Below are 16037 nucleotides of genomic sequence, written 5' to 3'. Positions count from 1 at the left end.
CGATTCAAAAGGCACAAGGTCAGTGATGCGAGCCTTGTCATTTGCGGCGGGTCAAGACCCACCCCACACGTTATCGGCTTTTACCCACCGCATAGCCGCCAGAAATGAATGAACCCTACACTTCTCTCAGACTATTCAGTAACGCCCATCGAGAACGCCTCTACTTGATTATCGACGATGAAGTACCGATAGAACAGGTCGTCTTGCCCAGGTTGAGGCGTGCACTCGTATAGAGTCACCTCTCGCCCAAACAATTTCACGACACTTACTCTAAATGCGGTCCCAAGCTCCTCCAGCTTGCTGACAGAATCGCCTAGACCAATCCCCATGAGCTTATCGCTCGTCAAATGCTTGCCGACAATCTGGGTAGAGCCCGCCGATGTGGGGGGAAAGCGACTATAGATGACCTCCTCAACCCAAGCATACCTATCTTGCAATGCTTCGCTGGGGCGAAATGTCATCCATCCATTCGAAGCGACTCGATATGTGTAGATGCGGTCGGAATCAATGCGCGCTTCTTGAACTGAAGCAAGCTCACTCTTGACATCCGCAACCGTCGGAACATGCGGCACAAAATCGCCAACTAAAAACAATCCAAGCAGGCCCGTCTCAGCAGTTCGTTGAGATCCTTCACATGCGAGCGCCGAAAAAAACAGCATGGCAGACAGAGCTATCAGAACTCTTTTCATTGTCCGACCCTCAATTTAATCATCAACGCGCGAGTATGGAACGCTAACCCCTGGAAAAGTACTCTTAAAATCTCGCACTAGATCGACTAGCTCTTGAATGTCACCATTCTGCATTCGGGTACATCCCATTGTAGGTTTCCAACCTTGCGCTGGTGAACTGGGATCCGGCAGTCCAGTGCCTCCACCATGGATCCATCGTCCCCGGACGTCATTCGTCCTTAGTATTTCATTCGGCCCGTACGCGTTCGCATTGTTCTTGTAAGGTCCGCCGGCAGGATACGAATCGCTTGATTCATACGGGCTATCAGCTCCGGGCAATGCCCGTTTCGAAACATCATTCTTAGATGACCATTCGCCCGCAATTGTTCCATTCACAGTAAACGTCGTTCTCTGGCTCTTCATCTCCGTCCTCACCGAGGCCGTTGGAGGAAGACGTCCTTCGCCAGCACGCGCGGAGCCCACGGGCCCGGGTGACCTCACTGCCGCCGAAATAGAAAGGCCTGACCCGGCACTGGTGAAATTGCTAGAGTGCGCACTCAGCGAATCCCAGTCTCTGCGACCATCCGGATCAGTGAACCGATAAGGATTGTTGCCGGCGTACTTGTACCGATTGAAGTTCGCCCCGGTTTTCCTGTCGGTCGTCACCGGATCGACGCTCAGGAACCTTCCGATGCTCGGATCGTAATAGCGTTGCTGCATGTAGGTTAGCCCGGTCGCCGTGTCCTGCACGTGGCCGGTGTAGCCGGGGCCGTCGCTGGCCGGGCCGCTGATCCGGGCGCCGTAGGGGGCGTACCGGGTGCGCTCGATTACCGTACGGGTCGGGTCGGTGACGACCACCGGGCTGCCCAGCGCGTCGGTGTGCTGGTAACGCGTGGCCACCGCGCCGCTGACGGGGTCGAGGCGGCGCGTGGCCACCAGACTGCCGCCCAGGTGGATGTAGTTGGTGCGCAGGTCCAGGCGCAGGTCGCTGGCGTACATCAGCTGACCGGCCTGGTTGTACTGGCTGTACTTCGAATCGCCGTTGGCGATGTCGCGCACGCGCCGGCCATGGCCGTCGTACACGTAGCTCGACACTGCGCCACCGGTCGACGTCGCGCTGCGTAGGCGGTTGCCGCGGTCGAAGGTGTAGGTGGCATTGGTGCGGGTGCTGACGTTGCCGCGCGCGTCGTACCTCAGCGTGTCGGTCACTGTGCCGGCGCTGTTGTGGGCCGTGCTCAGCAGGTTGCGCGTGGCGTCGTGCGTGTACGTCACGTGGCTCTTGTTGCCGACCTTGGCGCTCAACAGGTTGTCGAGCACGTCGTAGCCGAAGCTGGCCACGCCGTCTCCGCCGAACATCGGCGCCGTGACACCCGTCAGGCGGTCGAAGTTGTCGTAGGTCATCGTGCGGTTGCCGGGCGCACCCGGCAGGCCGTCACTGATCGCGGCCACGTTGCCGTTGGCATCGTAGTCGTAGCTGTCGTCGTGCACCGCCACGCCGCCGTAGGCATCGCGGCTGCGCTCGGCCAGACCGCGCAGGTTCTGGGTCAGGTCGTGGACGATGCCGTTGCCGTAGGTGAACTGCTTGATCGAACCGTTGGGGTAATAGCTGACACCGGTGGCATACGCGCTGGCCTGCGTCGGCTGGCCAAGCGCATTGGGCAGGTAGGTAACCGAGGTGTTGTCCGGGTAGGTCTGCGAGGCCAGGTGGCCGTTGGCGCTGTAGCCGTAGCCCAGGTTCCAGTTGACGCCGGGCCACTGCAGGTTTTCGCCCGTCAGCAAGCGGCGCTTGTTGTAGACGTAAGTGGTGGTGACGACGTTGGAGGCGCCGTTGTCCGTGACCAGCGTGTGCGGTTGACCGTCCGGGTAGTAGGTGTAGCTGGTGTTGCCCAGGTTGTCGGGGAAGGTCTGCGCTGTGATGCGGTTGCGCTGGTCGTAGCCGCGGCTGATCTTGGCCGTGTCCGAGATGCTGGACGCACACGTGGTGGTGGCCGGCACGCCCGGCGCGGACCAGGCCAGGTTGCCGGCGGCGTCGTAGGCGAACACCGTGGTGCCGCCTTCCGGCTCGGACGTGCGGCACAACTCCTGATACGCGTTGTAGCTGTAGCTCCGGGTGGCCGTGATGGTGCCGGCGTCGTTGCGCTGGGTCATCGCCAGCGGCTTGCCGAACGTATTGCGCGCGATGTCGGTGTTGATGGTGGTGCTGGCGTTCGCGTGCTTGATGATCGACACCGGCCAGTCGGTGGTCGGCGCGCCATAGGCCAGGTACGAGGTGGTGACCTGCTTGCCGCGCGGGTTGGTGGTGCGGGTCTTGAAGCCGGCCAGGTAGTCGGTGGTGGTGACCAGCGGCGCACTGCCCAGTTCGTTGTCCTGCTCGGTGCGGGTGCGGCGACCCAACGCGTCGTACGTCGAGCGCACGCCCTGGGTGATGGCGGCCACCGAGGAGGTCGAGGCCACCGGGTAGGACGCGAAGGTCGTCCGCCCGTCATGGTCGTAGCCAAACGCGGTGAAGCGGCTGGTGGCAGTGACGTTGGCCGTGTCGTACTCGCGGATCAGCACCGGACGCCAGAGCCCGTCGAAGTAGCTGACCTTGCGGTAGTTGCCCGTGGCAACGGCCTGACGCCAGTGGCCGGCCGGGATGCCGTGCTCGCTGACGGCCACCGGCTCGAACACCTGGGTGGTGGGCGCCCAGGCCACGGTGTCGGACTCTGGATAGGTCAGCTTGGCCAGGCGCCCCATCGGGTCGTATTCGTAGGCGGTGGTGAAGCCGTTCTCGTCGGTGGTCGAGGCAATGGTGCCGTCGTCGTTGACCACGGCCGATTCGGTGGTGGTGTCGGGGTGCTGGATCAACTGCGGCACGCCGCGCTTCCAGCTCGACAGCGTGGTGGTGTAGTCGCGCCCATCGGTGACGGACTTGAGATGGCCCGCGCCGTAGTGCGCCAGCGTATGCGTCAGCTTGCCGAACGCGTACTGACGCAGCGGCATCGCGGTGACCGCGTCGAAATCGGTCGAGCTTGTGACGATGCCGTTGATCGACGTCGACGCCACTTGGCCGACAACCCACTTGCCCAGATTGTGATGGTAGGTATTGACGACGTTGCGAGGATTGCCCAGTGAGCTGTCCTCGGTAGCCTTAAGCGGATTGGCGTAAGCATCGAACAGTGTCACGTGGGAGGTGAACGTTGCACCATCCTGCACGATGGATTGCAGTTTCCGGGGACGCAGATACTCCGAGGTGAAGCCGGCGCCCTTCTCTTGCGGACTGGTACCGATCGGTGTCTGGAACGGCTGAGCGCTCTGCGCCAATTCATAGGTCGAAGTGTCCGCCCGCAAGATGGTGAAGGGCGCCGTCACCACGCGGGGTTGCGTCGTGGTGCCACTCTCGACCTTGAGCAGCTTGCCCTCGTTGTAACGGTAGCTGTTGCCGAACGTGTAACGCGTCAGCTGGTTGTCCGGCCCCCACACCCACGTCCTGGCGGTACCCGCACAGGCATCGGACGTGCAGACGGGCTCCATGCAGCTGCCGCTGGTGCAAACCGGCCCCGTGCCCGGGGCGAAGAAGATGCTGGCGCTGTAGCCGTAGTTCCATTCCGCCGCCACCAGACCCGGACCGCTGATGCGCTTTGAGGTGAGCGAAAGCGTGTCGTAGTTGAGCGGGTAATGGGCGATGTCGTCGCTGACGTTGTTGTACGGCGCCGTATAGCCGGAGCACACCATCGGAACGTTGCTGCGACCGTGGCGCCTGGGGTCGACCCGGAACTCGCCGACCGCCCCGCTGGGGTGGGTGATGGTGCCGGTGGCACCGGTAGTGATGACGTCACCGGGATCTCCGCAACTACGGGAAGGATCACCCGGGGCTTTGGCGTAGCGAATCAACGCGTGGGTCAACGCATACAGGTCGAATGTCCAGCGACTGCCATCGGGCTGGACCACCGCGGTCAACGAACCCAACTGGCTCGTGGGGTATCGGTACTCGTAGGTCCAGGTACGACCGCTACTGGAAACCGTGGCCACATGGCCGCGTGCGTTGTAGCCAATGTCGATCTGGCGGCCGTCGCTCGCGCCAATCGTCATCAATCGGGCCGGCTGGTTTGCCGCATTCGCGTAGGCGTATGTGACGTAGTTTCCGAAGCGATCCTCGACGCGCGATACGTACAGCACATTCCGGGTGCGCCCCAGCGTGGCGACAGCCGTCCAGCTGGAAGCAGAGTGCTGAGAAGTGTCCGACACGACCTTGTCCATTCCTGGCTCGTGATACGACGCCAGCACATCGAACCAATACTTGGTTCCGTCACGGGCAACTGCAAGAAAACCCGGACCGTCGCCATTCTTGACAGAAGGTAGACAGGAGAAATAGGTGAACTCCGAAGTCATCCAGTAATACGGCCCGCCACGGCTCGGCTTCGGCGAGTTGGGGTTGACCAGCAGCAGCTCACCGCCGCCAGGCATGTCCGCCCGATTGCCACTCCAGTAGTCCTGCGCGTTGAATATGCCGCCGCTGACGTACTTGGTGGGCGGCCTTCCCTGCAACGGCGTGGTTGCCTCACAGGCACTGCCGAAGGAATCGCGACTGCCAAAAACGCCGCTGATGCGCGGCACATCAAGTTCCCAATCGGCCAGCGGGGAATCGTTGCGCTGGTAGCCCTTCCAGTTGCTGACCGACAGCACGCGGGTAAATGCGACCGGCAACTTGCTGTTGCCGGGCACGCTGACGTCGGTAGCGGAGAACGATAGCGCGCCGTTGGAGAAGTTGACTGAATCGCCAAACAGGTCAGGGCCCACAGCCCCAACGGCCTGCGCGGTTTCGATCTTCTTGCCGTACTCGTCCCATGGCTGGCGACTCTCAATCTGAGCCGATGCAGGCACCGGCAAGGACAGCGCGAACAGCGCGGAAAGACCGCCGAACAACTTCATCGTCATGTTCTTCGACGAATGCACGACCTCACGCAAGCGACACCATTGCCGATCGTTGCCGCGCTGCACCACGTGTTGCACCACGCCCGCTACATCCAGTCGCGCCATCCTGCGCATCCCACGCTCCGTCGCCTCAAGTACGAAGCATCGTCCCATCGGCCCGTGTTCAATGCAGTCCGGTAACGACTCTTTGAGAGGTCAGAGCATTCCTACCGAAAGCGCCACGGCCAGCGTGTGGGCGACGATGCCAACGGCGATTCGAAGTGCCCACGTATTCCATCGCAGGCAAACGAACTGCCGCAGATGCGGCAGCATTGATCTGGCAATCCGCGCGAAGTCACGTCAGGACACGATCGATTCGAAATCCCATTGCCTGGTTTGCGGCAATCGAATTCGGCAACCGACGGTCAGGCTACGCGCGGTGGTAGGGGTGGTTGGCCAGCAGGGCCGCGGCTCGGTACAGCTGTTCGGCCAGCACGAGTCGGACCAGCATGTGCGGCAGGGTCAATGGGCCCAGCGACCAGTGTTCGTCGGCGCGTGCGAACACGTCGGGGGCGTGCCCTTCCGGGCCGCCGATCAGGAAAGCCAGGTCGCGGCCCTGGCCTCGCCAATGCTCCAGCCGCTGCGCGAGCTGCTCTGAACTCCAGCTGCGCCCACGCCCGTCTAGTGCCACCACGCAGGCGTTGCGCGGCAGTGCGGCGAGCACGCGGGTGCCTTCGTCCTGGGTCGCGCGCGCGGCGTCACGGCCCTTGCCGCGCAGGCCCGGCTCGATCTCGACCAGTTCCAGCGGCAGCCAGTGCGAGAGGCGTTTTCGGTACTCGCCGAAACCTTCGGCAACCCAGCTCGGTGCGCGTTCGCCGACGGCAATCAACTTCGCTTTCATCGGTGCATGGTAACGGCAGAGGCCGTCCGGCCGTCGCATTTCCGTCCGGCTCGCCGACGCATCGACGCCTTCGGACGCGACGGTCGTTGATTGGATCCCGCCCCACCACCGGAGTTTGCACGGCGCGCGCCGACGATCACGGGGGCACGCGAGTTGAGTTGCCCCCTGGGGCGCAGAGTGGCGCTCTTGGCGTCGACGCCGGCCACGCCACGCTCGCATTGCATCGCGCTGCGTCGCACTGCATCGCGCCGCACCCCAAAACAAAACGGCGCCACCTGGGCGCCGTCGTGCGATGCGTAACAGGCCGGCGGCGCGTTCTGCCGCCGGCGGAACGGCGTTGTTACAGGCGATCTTCGTCGTCCATTTCGACGTCGAGATCATCGCCGCGGTGATCGTCGCCGTATTCGTCGATGCCTTCCGGCGGCTGGTCGCCGACCGTCCACAGGCGCTCGAGCGCATAGAACTCGCGCACGCGCGGCAGCATCACGTGGACCACCACGTCGCCCAGGTCGACCAGCACCCATTCGGCTTCGCGCTCACCCTCGACGCCCAGCGGCATGATGTCGAGCTTCTTGGCGAACACCACCACTTCGTTGGCGATGGACTTGACGTGACGGGTCGAGGTGCCCGACACGATCACCATGTAGTCGGTGACGCTGCTCTTGCCGCGCACGTCGATCTCGACGACATCCTTGCCCTTGAGTTCCTCGACCGCGGCGCGCACGGTCGAAAGCAGGGCTTCGGTCGACGGCGGCGGGCTGGGAAGGCGGGTCTTGATGACGTGGGCTTGGCTGGTCAAAGGTCGTGGCTCTTGGTTCGTGGGAGTTTCCGGCGCCCGGTTCGGCGCTGCGGCGCGGCGATTATAGGCCACTGGGCCGGCCGGGGTGCCCGCGGGGGCGACGGCTTATGAACAGGGACCCACCATTGCGGCAGCGCGGCCGCCGCCTGCAGTGCTCCATCGACGACCGTCAGGCCGTCGCGCCGCCCGCTTCCGCCACCCGATAGAGCCCACGGTGAAGGATGTAGCCGGCCACCGGCGCCGGTACCCAGTCCCGCCAGCCCTCGCCTGCGGCGATCCGTCGGCGCAGTTCGGTCGAGGACTCCGGGCGCAGGTTTTCCAGCTCCAGCACCGCGAATCCGCCGGACGGGCTGTCGCGCAGCGCACTTGCCTCGCGCCAGCGCGGGCCGACTTCGGCCATCACGTCGGGCGAACGCACGCCCATCGTGGCGGCATCGAGCACCGCGCCCGGTCGCTGCACCGCCAGCACGTGCGCATGCGCGAACAGCTCGCGCCAGCGGTGCCAGGTGTGCAGCGAGAGCAGCGAGTCGCCACCCACCAGCCACGCGATCGGGGCGTCGGTGCCGAGTTCGGTGCGCAGTTCGGCCAGCGTATCGACGCTGTACGAGGGCCCGCCACGACGCAGCTCACGGCGGTCGACGCGCAGCCCGGGTTCGCCGGCAATGGCGATGTCGAGCATGCGCGCGCGCTGCGAGGCGTCGGCGTGGGTGGCGTCCTTGTGCGGCGGATCGGCCGCGGGGAGCAGGTGCACGGTCGCACCCAGGGTGTCGCGCGCCGCGCGTGCGATGGCCATGTGGGCGTCGTGAACCGGATCGAACGTGCCGCCGTACCAGACTTGCAGGCCGGTCATGTCGCGCACCTCAGACCGCGGTGCGGGCCAGCAGCCGCAGCGCGCGCGGCTCGGCGACCGCGACCAGCAGGCGCTCCAGCGCGAGCCAGGCATCGCCTGCCTCGCGTCCCTTGGCCATGCGGTCGACGCGACCGGCATGGGCGACGAAGGCTTCCCAGCGCGGTGCGTCGTGGCGCTGCAGAGCACGCCGGTACATCGGCTGCTTGGTGTCCCACACGCGCAGCGTGCGGAACTCGTTGGCCAGGTTGCTGGCGCGCGACAGTGCGGCGGTGGTCTGCAGCTCCTTCACCACCATGCCCAGCAGCGCGGGCACCGCCTCGCCCTCGGCCCGCAGGCCGGCGAGCATGCGCGACACCTGCGCGGCGTTGCCGTTGAGCGCGGCGTCCATCACCCGGAACACATCGAAGCGCGCCGCGTCGGCAACCAGCGATTGCATCTTCTGCGCATCCAGCGGGCTGCCGTCGGACAGCAGGGCCAGCTTGTCGACCTCCTGTGCGGCCGCCAGCAGATTGCCGTCGACACGCTCAGCCAGCTGCTGCACCGCGTCGCGACCGGCCTTGAGCCCACGCGAGCGAAGGCGCCGATCGATCCAGTCGACCAGCTCGTGCGGCTTGACCTGCCAGGCGATGGCGATCACGCCGATGCGGCCGATTGCCTCGCTCCACTTGCCACCGTGCTGTTTGCTCCACTCCCCGGCGCTGACCAGCAGGGTCACGTCCGGCGGCGGGTCGGCGCAGAAGCCGCTGATGACCTCGGCGCCGTCCTTGCCGGGCTTGCCGGTGGGCAGGCGCAGTTCGACCAGGCGCCGGCTGGCGAACAGGCTGGGCGCGCGAAAGCTGGCTTCGAGCGCATTCCAGTCGGGCTCGCGCTGGTTGCCCTCGGCCTCGAAGATTTCCCGTTCGGCGATGCCCTGCGCGCGCGCTGCGGCGCGAACCGCGTCGGCGGCCTCGAGCACGCGCAGCGGCTCGGGTCCGGCAATCAGGTAGGCGGGACGAAGCGGCTCGCTGTCGAGCTGCGCCGCCATCTGTTCGGGCTTCAGCTCCATGTCGGCACGGCCATGTCAGCGCGCCATCTCAGCGCGGCGTCTTCGGTTCCGGCGGAGGTGTCGGTTCCGGATCGGCCGGCGGAGCGACGTCGTTGCCTTCTGCTTCCATCGCCTCGAGGGCCTTGAGCGCGGCCTTGGCGGCGTCTGCCGCGACCGGGCCATCCGGGATCGCCGACGGTTCGCCGCTGTCGCCTTCGACACCACCGGAACGACGCGCCACCGCCTCGATCCGACGAAGCACCGAGGCCGCCATCTCGCGGCGCAGCTCGCGCATCAGGATCTCGCGTTCGCCTTCGGTACCGGCCGAGTTGTCGGGGATGGAGATGTAGTCGCGCGACAGCTCGACGGTCTGCTTGGGCACGACCACGGTGCCATCGCCCTTGCGAAGCTCGAAGATCACCGCGTAGCGCAGGCTGTACTCCTGCGAGCGGCCGAACGAGTCGACCGCGATCGGCGTGTCGCCCCAGCGCTCGGCCAGCACCTGCAGCACGGTGGCCTTGCTGTCGCGCGGCTCGGCGGGCACCGCGCCGGCGCGGGTCAGCGCCTGCGCCAGCGTGTCGGCCAGCGGACTGCGACTGTCGACCGAGACCACCTTGAGCGGGCCAAGCCCGACCGGCAGCTTGAGCGCGTCGCGCAGATGGAAACCGCAGGCCGACAGGGCCAGCACGAGGGCCACCGGGGCCAGGAGACGGAATGGGCGACGGATCATTCGCGAAGTCTGGACGAGGCAGCCACCCGCGGCAACCCGCGGGACCCGACACCGTTCACGCACTCAGCCACCTGCGACGATGTTGACGATCTTGCCCGGCACCACGATCACCTTCCGGACCGTCTGTCCTTCAAGGAACTTCGCCACCAGCGGTTCGGCCAGGGCAAGGCGCTCAGCCTCTTCCCTGGCGACGTTGGCCGGCACCTCGATGGTGGAGCGCAGCTTGCCGTTGACCTGCACCGCCAGGGTGACGACATCGCGCACCAGCGCGGATTCGTCGACGCGCGGGAACGGCACGTCCTCGAGCAGCGCCTCGGCGTGGCCGAGCACCTGCCACAGCGCGTGGCAGACGTGCGGGGTCACCGGATTGAGCAGCAGCACCATCGATTCGAGCACCTCGTGGCGCACGGCGCGGCCCTGGTCGCTCATGTCACCGAACTTGCCCAGGTGGTTGAGCAGTTCCATCAGTGCCGCGATCGCGGTGTTGAAGCTGTGGCGGCGACCGTAGTCGTCACCGACCTTCTGGATGGTCTCGTGCAGCTGGCGACGCATGGTCTTCTGCGCGCCATTGAGCAGCGCGACATCGACGCGCGGATGGTCGGGCTGCGCGGCGTGCTGGGTCACCTCGCGCCAGAAGCGGCGCAGGAAACGCGCCATGCCGTCGACGCCGGATTCGTTCCACTCCAGCGACTGTTCCGGCGGCGCGGCGAACATCGAGAACAGGCGCACCGTGTCGGCGCCGTACTTGCCGACCATCAATTGCGGGTCGACGCCATTGTTCTTCGACTTGGACATCTTCTCGGTGCCGCCGATCACCACCGGCTGGCCATCGGACTTGAGCGTGGCACCGACGATGCGGCCGCGCTCGTCGCGCACGATCTCGACGTCGGCGGGGTTGATCCAGTCCTTGGCGCCGTTGGCGGCATCGCGGTAGAAGGTTTCGGCGATCACCATGCCCTGGGTCAGCAGGTTGGTGGCCGGCTCGTCCGAGGCCACCAGGCCCTGGTCGCGCAGCAGCTTGTGATAGAAGCGGAAGTACAGCAGGTGCAGGATCGCGTGCTCGATGCCACCGATGTACTGGTCGACCGGCGTCCAGTACTTCGCGCGCTCGTCGACCTGCGCCGCGGCGCCCGGCGAGGTGTAGCGGGCGTAGTACCAGCTCGACTCCATGAAGGTATCGAAGGTGTCGGTCTCGCGCTCGGCCGCCCCGCCGCATTGCGGGCAACGGGTCTGGCGCCAGAGCGGGTCGGACTTGATCGGCGAGGCCACGCCGCTGAACGCCACGTCCTCGGGCAGCACCACCGGCAGTTGGTCCTCGGGCACGGGCACGTCGCCGCATGCGGCGCACAGGATCACCGGGATCGGGCAACCCCAGTAGCGCTGGCGGCTGACACCCCAGTCGCGCAGGCGGTAGTTCACCCGGCGCGTGCCGGAACCGTCGGCCTCGAAGCGGGTGGCCATGGCGTCCAGCGCCTGCTGGAAGTCCATGCCGTCAAACTCGCCGGAGTTCACCAGCCAGCCGCGATCCAGGTAGGCGCCCTCTTCGGCGATGCGCTGCTGGAACGCCTCCACCACTTCCACCGCGGCACCGGTGCCGTACACGTCCATCGAGCCACCGCCGCCCAGCGCGCTGCGCATCGGGTCGTCGTGTGCCTGCAGGTGCTTGCCGATCTCGTCGATCGCATCGCGCACGTCGGTCGGGACGATCACCATGCGGATCGGCAGCAGGTACTTGTTGGCGAACTCCCAGTCACGCTGGTCGTGCGCCGGCACGGCCATCACCGCGCCGGTGCCGTAGTTCATCAGCACGAAGTTGGCCACGAACACCGGCACGGCTTCGCCGCTGACCGGGTGGATGGCGCGCAGGCCGGTGTCCATGCCGCGCTTTTCCTGGGTCTCCAGCTCGGCCTCGGTGACACCGCCCTTGCGCAGGTCGGCGATGAACGCGGCGAGTTCGACGTCCTTGCTGGCCGCTTCGACGGCCAGCGGGTGCTCGGCAGCGATCGACACGAACGTCACGCCCATCAGCGTGTCCGGGCGTGTGGTGAACACCGTCAGCGGCGCCTGCGCGTTGCCGTCGGCATCCATCACGTCAAAGCGGATCTCCAGCCCTTCCGAGCGGCCGATCCAGTTGCGTTGCATGGTCTTGACCGCATCCGGCCAGCCCGGCAGGTTGTCCAGGCCGTCGAGCAGCTCCTGCGCGTAGTCGGTGATCTTCAGGAACCACTGGGGGATCTCGCGCTTCTCGACCAGCGCACCGGTGCGCCAGCCGCGGCCGTCGACCACCTGCTCGTTGGCCAGCACGGTCTGGTCGACCGGGTCCCAGTTGACCACCGAGTTCTTGCGGTAGGCCAGGCCCTGTTTCATCAGGCGCACGAACATGCGCTGCTCGTGCACGTAGTAGTCCGGCGTGCAGGTGGCGAACTCGCGGCTCCAGTCGATCGCATAGCCCATCTGCTGCAGCTGCGCCTTCATGTGCGCGATGTTGGCGTAGGTCCACTTGGCCGGCGCGGTGTTGTTCTTGATCGCCGCGTTCTCGGCCGGCAGGCCGAACGCGTCCCAGCCCATCGGCTGCAGCACGTTGTGGCCGGTCATGCGCTTGTAGCGGCTGATCACGTCGCCGATCGTGTAGTTGCGCACATGGCCCATGTGCAGCGCACCGGACGGGTACGGGAGCATCGACAGGCAGTAGTACTTGGGCTTGTCCGAGGCCTCGTCCACCTCGAACGCACGGGTGTCGTTCCAGAAGCGCTGGGCGGCAACCTCGACGGTCTGCGGGTCGAAGCCGCGCGGGTCGGAGGTCGGGGAGTCGGGGGCAGCTTCGCTGGACACGGCAATCGTCGATGGTGAAGAGGACCCCGAAGCCTACCGCAGTGCACAACCAGCCGCCACGCTGCACCGTCTCTCAAGGCGCGCGTCGCCTGCCCGGACCGCGTTCCCGCAGTGGTCGCGGGCAACGCGCATGTCGACGGCGCGCACGGGTGCACCCGGGCAAGGCGTGCTTCAATCGAGGCACCCTTCGCCACCGGACCCTGCCGTGACCCACTCCGTGCGCCCCGCCCGTACTGCCGCCCTGTTGATGCTGCTGGCGCCCATGGCCAGCCATGCCGCCGCACCGCTGGCCCTGCACTGCGGGCAGTTGTTCGACGCGCGCAGTGGCGAGCTGCGCGGTGCCAGCACCGTCGTGGTCCGCGACGGCAAGGTCGCGCAGGTGCTGCCGGGGCGTGTCGAGCAAACCGGTGCCGAGTCGGTCGACCTGTCCGGGCACACCTGCACGCCGGGCTGGACCGACCTGCACGTGCATCTGGGCGGCCAGTCGAGCCCGGCCAGCTACTCGGAAGGATTCCGCCTCGATGACGTCGACTTCGCGTTCCGTTCGGTCGGCTATGCCCGCAAGACCCTGATGGCCGGGTTCACCAGCGTGCGCGACCTCGGCGGCACGGTGACACCGCACCTGCGCGACGCAATCAACCAGGGGCTGGTCGATGGACCGCGCATCTGGGCGGCCGGCAAGTCGATCGCCACCACCGGCGGCCACGCCGACCCGACCAACGGCTACAACAGCGAGCTGTCGCACCTGCTGGGCCCGCCCGGCCCCACCGAGGGCGTGGTCAACTCGATCGACGAGGCCCGCCAGTCCGTTCGCCAGCGCTACAAGGAAGGCAGCGACGTGATCAAGATCACCGCGACCGGCGGCGTGCTGTCGTACGCCAAGTCCGGAGACGCGCCGCAGTTCACCGTCGAGGAAGTGCGCGCGATCGTCGATACCGCACGCGACTACGGCTACCGCGTGGCGGCCCACGCGCACGGCGCCGAAGGCATGAAGCGCGCGGTGCTCGGTGGCGTCACCAGCATCGAACACGGCACCTACATGACCGACGAGATCAGCGGCCTCATGAAACAGAAGGGCACGTGGTACGTGCCGACCATCAGCGCCGGGCGCTTCGTCGCCGACAAGGCGAAGATCGAGGGCTACTTCCCCGAGGTGGTGCGCGCCAAGGCCGCGCGGATCGGGGCACAGATCCAGGAAACGGCCGGCACGGCGTACCGCAGCGGCGTGAAGATCGCGTTCGGCACGGACATGGGCGTGGGCCCGCACGGCGACAACGCGCGCGAGTTCGTCTACATGGTGGAGGCCGGCATGCCGGCCGCGTATGCGCTGCAGTCGGCGACGATCCGCGCCGCCGAGGTGCTCGGCGTCGACGACCAGGGCGTCATCGAGGCCGGCAAGCGCGCGGACATCATCGCCGTGCCGGGCAATCCGTTGGACGACATCGGCGTGGTGCTGAAGGTCGATTTCGTGATGAAGGACGGCAAGGTGTACCGCCGGCCCGGCGACGGCACCGCCGCGGTGGCCCCGTGATCCACGCCGAGTGGCTGGGCTATGCCGCCGCGGCACTGACCACGCTGTCGTTCGTGCCGCAGGCGGTCAAGACCATCCGCAGCAAGGACACGCGCGGCATCTCGCTGTGGATGTACGCGGTGTTCACCGTCGGGGTCGCGTGCTGGCTGGGCTACGGCATCGCATTGGGATCGGGGCCGATGATCGCGGCCAACATCGTCACCCTGGGCCTGTCGTCAACCATCCTGGCACTCAAGCTGCGCTACGGCTGAGCGGACTGCACGCATGCCCGCGCTGGCGCGCGGGCCCTTACGACGCCGTCGACGGCCGCGTGCTCCAGCCGGCCCACGCCATCCAGGCCAGCCACGCCGCAATGGCCGCGCGCTGGGCAAATCCGGCCGGCAACCCCAGCGGCGCGGCAAACAGGCCGAAGCCAATCACGCAGGCCACCATCACCAGCGCGCCCGCGCCCAACCGGGCCGCCGGCCCACCCCGCAGACCGATGGCCAGCAACGGACCGGCCGGCAGCAACGCCACCCACCACAACGTCCACATGCTCACGTGCAAGGCGCTGGCGCCGCCTTCGATATCGGACGGTTCCAGCGACCACCAGCCTTGAGCGGCGAAAGCCAGCGCTGCCAGGACCAGCAGTTGCACGCCGATCCTCGCGCTCCAGCCGGCGCCTGCCGGCAGACCGGCACGCAGCGCGTACGCGACGATTGCGGCAAGCACGCCCGGCGCCGCGAACCCCAGCAGGTTGTAACCCTCCGCGCGATCGATGCCGCGTGCGCCGAGCAGGGCCAGCGGGTGCTGCAGCTGGGAATAGCCATCCAGCGCTGCGCCGAAGGCCAGTGTGGCCACCAGCCACACCCCGGCAGCCAGCAGTGCGGCGATTCGGGCAAAACGTGTCATGGCAAATGTCATGGTTGATCCCACTGGAAAACCTGTTCGACCCCGACGCCGAACGTCCGCGCGATCCGGAACGCCAGCTCCAGCGACGGCGCATACCGTCCGGCCTCCAGCGCAATGATCGTCTGTCGGGTCACGGCGCAGGCATCGGCCAGCGCCTGCTGGGTCATCTCGCCATTCTGGAAACGCAGCGCGCGGATGCCATTGCGGATCGGCGTGCCGGTCATTGCCAACGCCGCTCGCGCCAGTAGTACGCCGCCGTGGCCGCGTACTCCACGAAGCAACTCCACATCAGCGCGAAGATCAGCAGGTTGGCGATCATCAGATGGCTGGCCCACGCCAGGCGCGATGCCGGCGACAGCCCCAGCAGCACCGCCAGCCCGATCACCACCGCCACCAGCGCCCCACGCCCCCAGCCCGAGGCCTGGGCGGCGATCTCGCGGTCGCGCTCGTCCTGTTCGACAACCCCCTTCCAGCGCGAGGCCATCACGCTCGACAGCACCGACCAGGCCACCAGCAGCAGCACCAGGTTGCGACCGATGCGCTGCGCGTGCGGGTCGTTGAACACCGTCACGCCGGCCAGAACCTCCCCCCTGGTCAGGAAATAGGCGATCGCCGCCGCCATGAACGCCGTGCCAATCCAGGCTTTCCATTCCGCTGGCGACCCCACCCGCACGACGTCCTCGGGCGGCAGCCGCCCAACCTGGTACAGCGCCGTCCAGGTGGCCGTCATCAGCAACACCATGCCGGCATTGCCGCTGTCGATGCCCAGCACATCGGCCGGGCCGGCCAGCAACAACCACAGGCCGGCGCCGGCAAACGCCAGCAATCCCGGCCAAACCACGCGACTCCCTGCCATGACGTAACCTCAAGCGGACCAAATGTTCGCTTTACATTACATTCGCCGAACGGCATGTCAAG

The 16037-nt window shown here is 66.5% G+C and carries 13 protein-coding genes; 2 read left to right on the top strand and 11 right to left on the bottom strand.

The features are described from left to right. Window positions 1-131: 131 nt before the first annotated feature. The 8 genes from EER27_RS16820 to leuS form a co-directional block, all read right to left on the bottom strand. Window positions 132-689 (bottom strand): hypothetical protein, encoded by a 558-nt coding sequence (locus tag EER27_RS16820; RefSeq protein ID WP_148040905.1) that lies wholly within the window; start codon window positions 687-689, stop codon window positions 132-134. Window positions 690-704: 15 nt separating this feature from the next. Next, window positions 705-5696, bottom strand: a complete 4992-nt coding sequence (locus EER27_RS02715) for an RHS repeat domain-containing protein (RefSeq protein ID WP_223807134.1) — start codon at window positions 5694-5696, stop codon at window positions 705-707. 295 nt (window positions 5697-5991) lie between these two features. Next, complete coding sequence (gene rlmH, locus EER27_RS02710; RefSeq protein WP_123086464.1) at window positions 5992-6462, bottom strand: 23S rRNA (pseudouridine(1915)-N(3))-methyltransferase RlmH; 471 nt, start codon at window positions 6460-6462, stop codon at window positions 5992-5994. A 340-nt stretch (window positions 6463-6802) separates the two neighbouring features. Beyond that, complete coding sequence (gene rsfS, locus EER27_RS02705) at window positions 6803-7261, bottom strand: ribosome silencing factor (RefSeq protein ID WP_123086463.1); 459 nt, start codon at window positions 7259-7261, stop codon at window positions 6803-6805. A 169-nt stretch (window positions 7262-7430) separates the two neighbouring features. Continuing rightward, window positions 7431-8111, bottom strand: coding sequence for a nicotinate-nucleotide adenylyltransferase (nadD, locus tag EER27_RS02700; RefSeq protein ID WP_123086675.1), 681 nt, complete (start codon window positions 8109-8111; stop codon window positions 7431-7433). A 10-nt stretch (window positions 8112-8121) separates the two neighbouring features. Beyond that, complete coding sequence (gene holA / locus EER27_RS02695; RefSeq protein WP_123086462.1) at window positions 8122-9156, bottom strand: DNA polymerase III subunit delta; 1035 nt, start codon at window positions 9154-9156, stop codon at window positions 8122-8124. A 28-nt stretch (window positions 9157-9184) separates the two neighbouring features. Then, window positions 9185-9865, bottom strand: coding sequence for an LPS-assembly lipoprotein LptE (locus EER27_RS02690; protein ID WP_123086461.1), 681 nt, complete (start codon window positions 9863-9865; stop codon window positions 9185-9187). Between the two features lie 63 nt (window positions 9866-9928). Beyond that, on the bottom strand, window positions 9929-12697 hold the full coding sequence (gene leuS, locus EER27_RS02685) for a leucine--tRNA ligase (protein WP_123086460.1): 2769 nt from the start codon (window positions 12695-12697) through the stop codon (window positions 9929-9931). A 205-nt stretch (window positions 12698-12902) separates the two neighbouring features. Here leuS and EER27_RS02680 point away from each other — a divergent pair, with 205 nt between their 5' ends. Beyond that, window positions 12903-14228, top strand: a complete 1326-nt coding sequence (locus EER27_RS02680; protein WP_223807133.1) for a metal-dependent hydrolase family protein — start codon at window positions 12903-12905, stop codon at window positions 14226-14228. Next, window positions 14225-14479, top strand: a complete 255-nt coding sequence (locus EER27_RS02675) for a SemiSWEET transporter (protein ID WP_223807132.1) — start codon at window positions 14225-14227, stop codon at window positions 14477-14479. The genes EER27_RS02680 and EER27_RS02675 overlap by 4 nt, the downstream gene beginning before the upstream one ends. A 37-nt stretch (window positions 14480-14516) precedes the next feature. Here the strand turns inward: EER27_RS02675 and EER27_RS02670 are convergent, their stop codons facing one another. From EER27_RS02670 to EER27_RS02660, 3 genes are read right to left on the bottom strand one after another with little or no spacing between them, the layout of a single operon-like run. After that, complete coding sequence (locus EER27_RS02670) at window positions 14517-15119, bottom strand: DUF998 domain-containing protein (RefSeq protein ID WP_123086459.1); 603 nt, start codon at window positions 15117-15119, stop codon at window positions 14517-14519. A gap of 8 nt (window positions 15120-15127) precedes the next feature. Next, a complete protein-coding gene (locus tag EER27_RS02665) occupies window positions 15128-15343 on the bottom strand; it encodes a helix-turn-helix transcriptional regulator (protein ID WP_123086458.1) in 216 nt (71 codons plus the stop codon). Beyond that, window positions 15340-15975, bottom strand: a complete 636-nt coding sequence (locus EER27_RS02660; RefSeq protein ID WP_148040904.1) for a hypothetical protein — start codon at window positions 15973-15975, stop codon at window positions 15340-15342. Before EER27_RS02660 ends, EER27_RS02665 begins: the two co-directional genes overlap by 4 nt. Between the last annotated feature and the right edge of the window lie 62 nt (window positions 15976-16037).

The sequence above is a fragment of the Montanilutibacter psychrotolerans genome (genome assembly GCF_003719825.1).
Lineage (GTDB): Bacteria > Pseudomonadota > Gammaproteobacteria > Xanthomonadales > Xanthomonadaceae > Montanilutibacter > Montanilutibacter psychrotolerans.
The sequence above is the reverse complement of the archived record's forward strand: the minus strand, read 5'-3'. Positions and strand labels throughout refer to the sequence as shown.

Excerpts from the sequence above, each read along its gene's own strand:
- EER27_RS02715 (WP_223807134.1), bottom strand. The coding sequence starts at position 5,696 with ATGCGCAGGATGGCGCGACTGGATGTAGCGGGCGTGGTGCAACACGTG.
- EER27_RS02670 (WP_123086459.1), bottom strand. The coding sequence starts at position 15,119 with ATGACACGTTTTGCCCGAATCGCCGCACTGCTGGCTGCCGGGGTGTGG.
- EER27_RS16820 (WP_148040905.1), bottom strand. The coding sequence starts at position 689 with ATGAAAAGAGTTCTGATAGCTCTGTCTGCCATGCTGTTTTTTTCGGCG.
- holA (WP_123086462.1), bottom strand. The coding sequence starts at position 9,156 with ATGGAGCTGAAGCCCGAACAGATGGCGGCGCAGCTCGACAGCGAGCCG.
- EER27_RS02690 (WP_123086461.1), bottom strand. The coding sequence starts at position 9,865 with ATGATCCGTCGCCCATTCCGTCTCCTGGCCCCGGTGGCCCTCGTGCTG.
- EER27_RS02660 (WP_148040904.1), bottom strand. The coding sequence starts at position 15,975 with ATGGCAGGGAGTCGCGTGGTTTGGCCGGGATTGCTGGCGTTTGCCGGC.
- rlmH (WP_123086464.1), bottom strand. The coding sequence starts at position 6,462 with ATGAAAGCGAAGTTGATTGCCGTCGGCGAACGCGCACCGAGCTGGGTT.
- EER27_RS02665 (WP_123086458.1), bottom strand. The coding sequence starts at position 15,343 with ATGACCGGCACGCCGATCCGCAATGGCATCCGCGCGCTGCGTTTCCAG.
- nadD (WP_123086675.1), bottom strand. The coding sequence starts at position 8,111 with ATGACCGGCCTGCAAGTCTGGTACGGCGGCACGTTCGATCCGGTTCAC.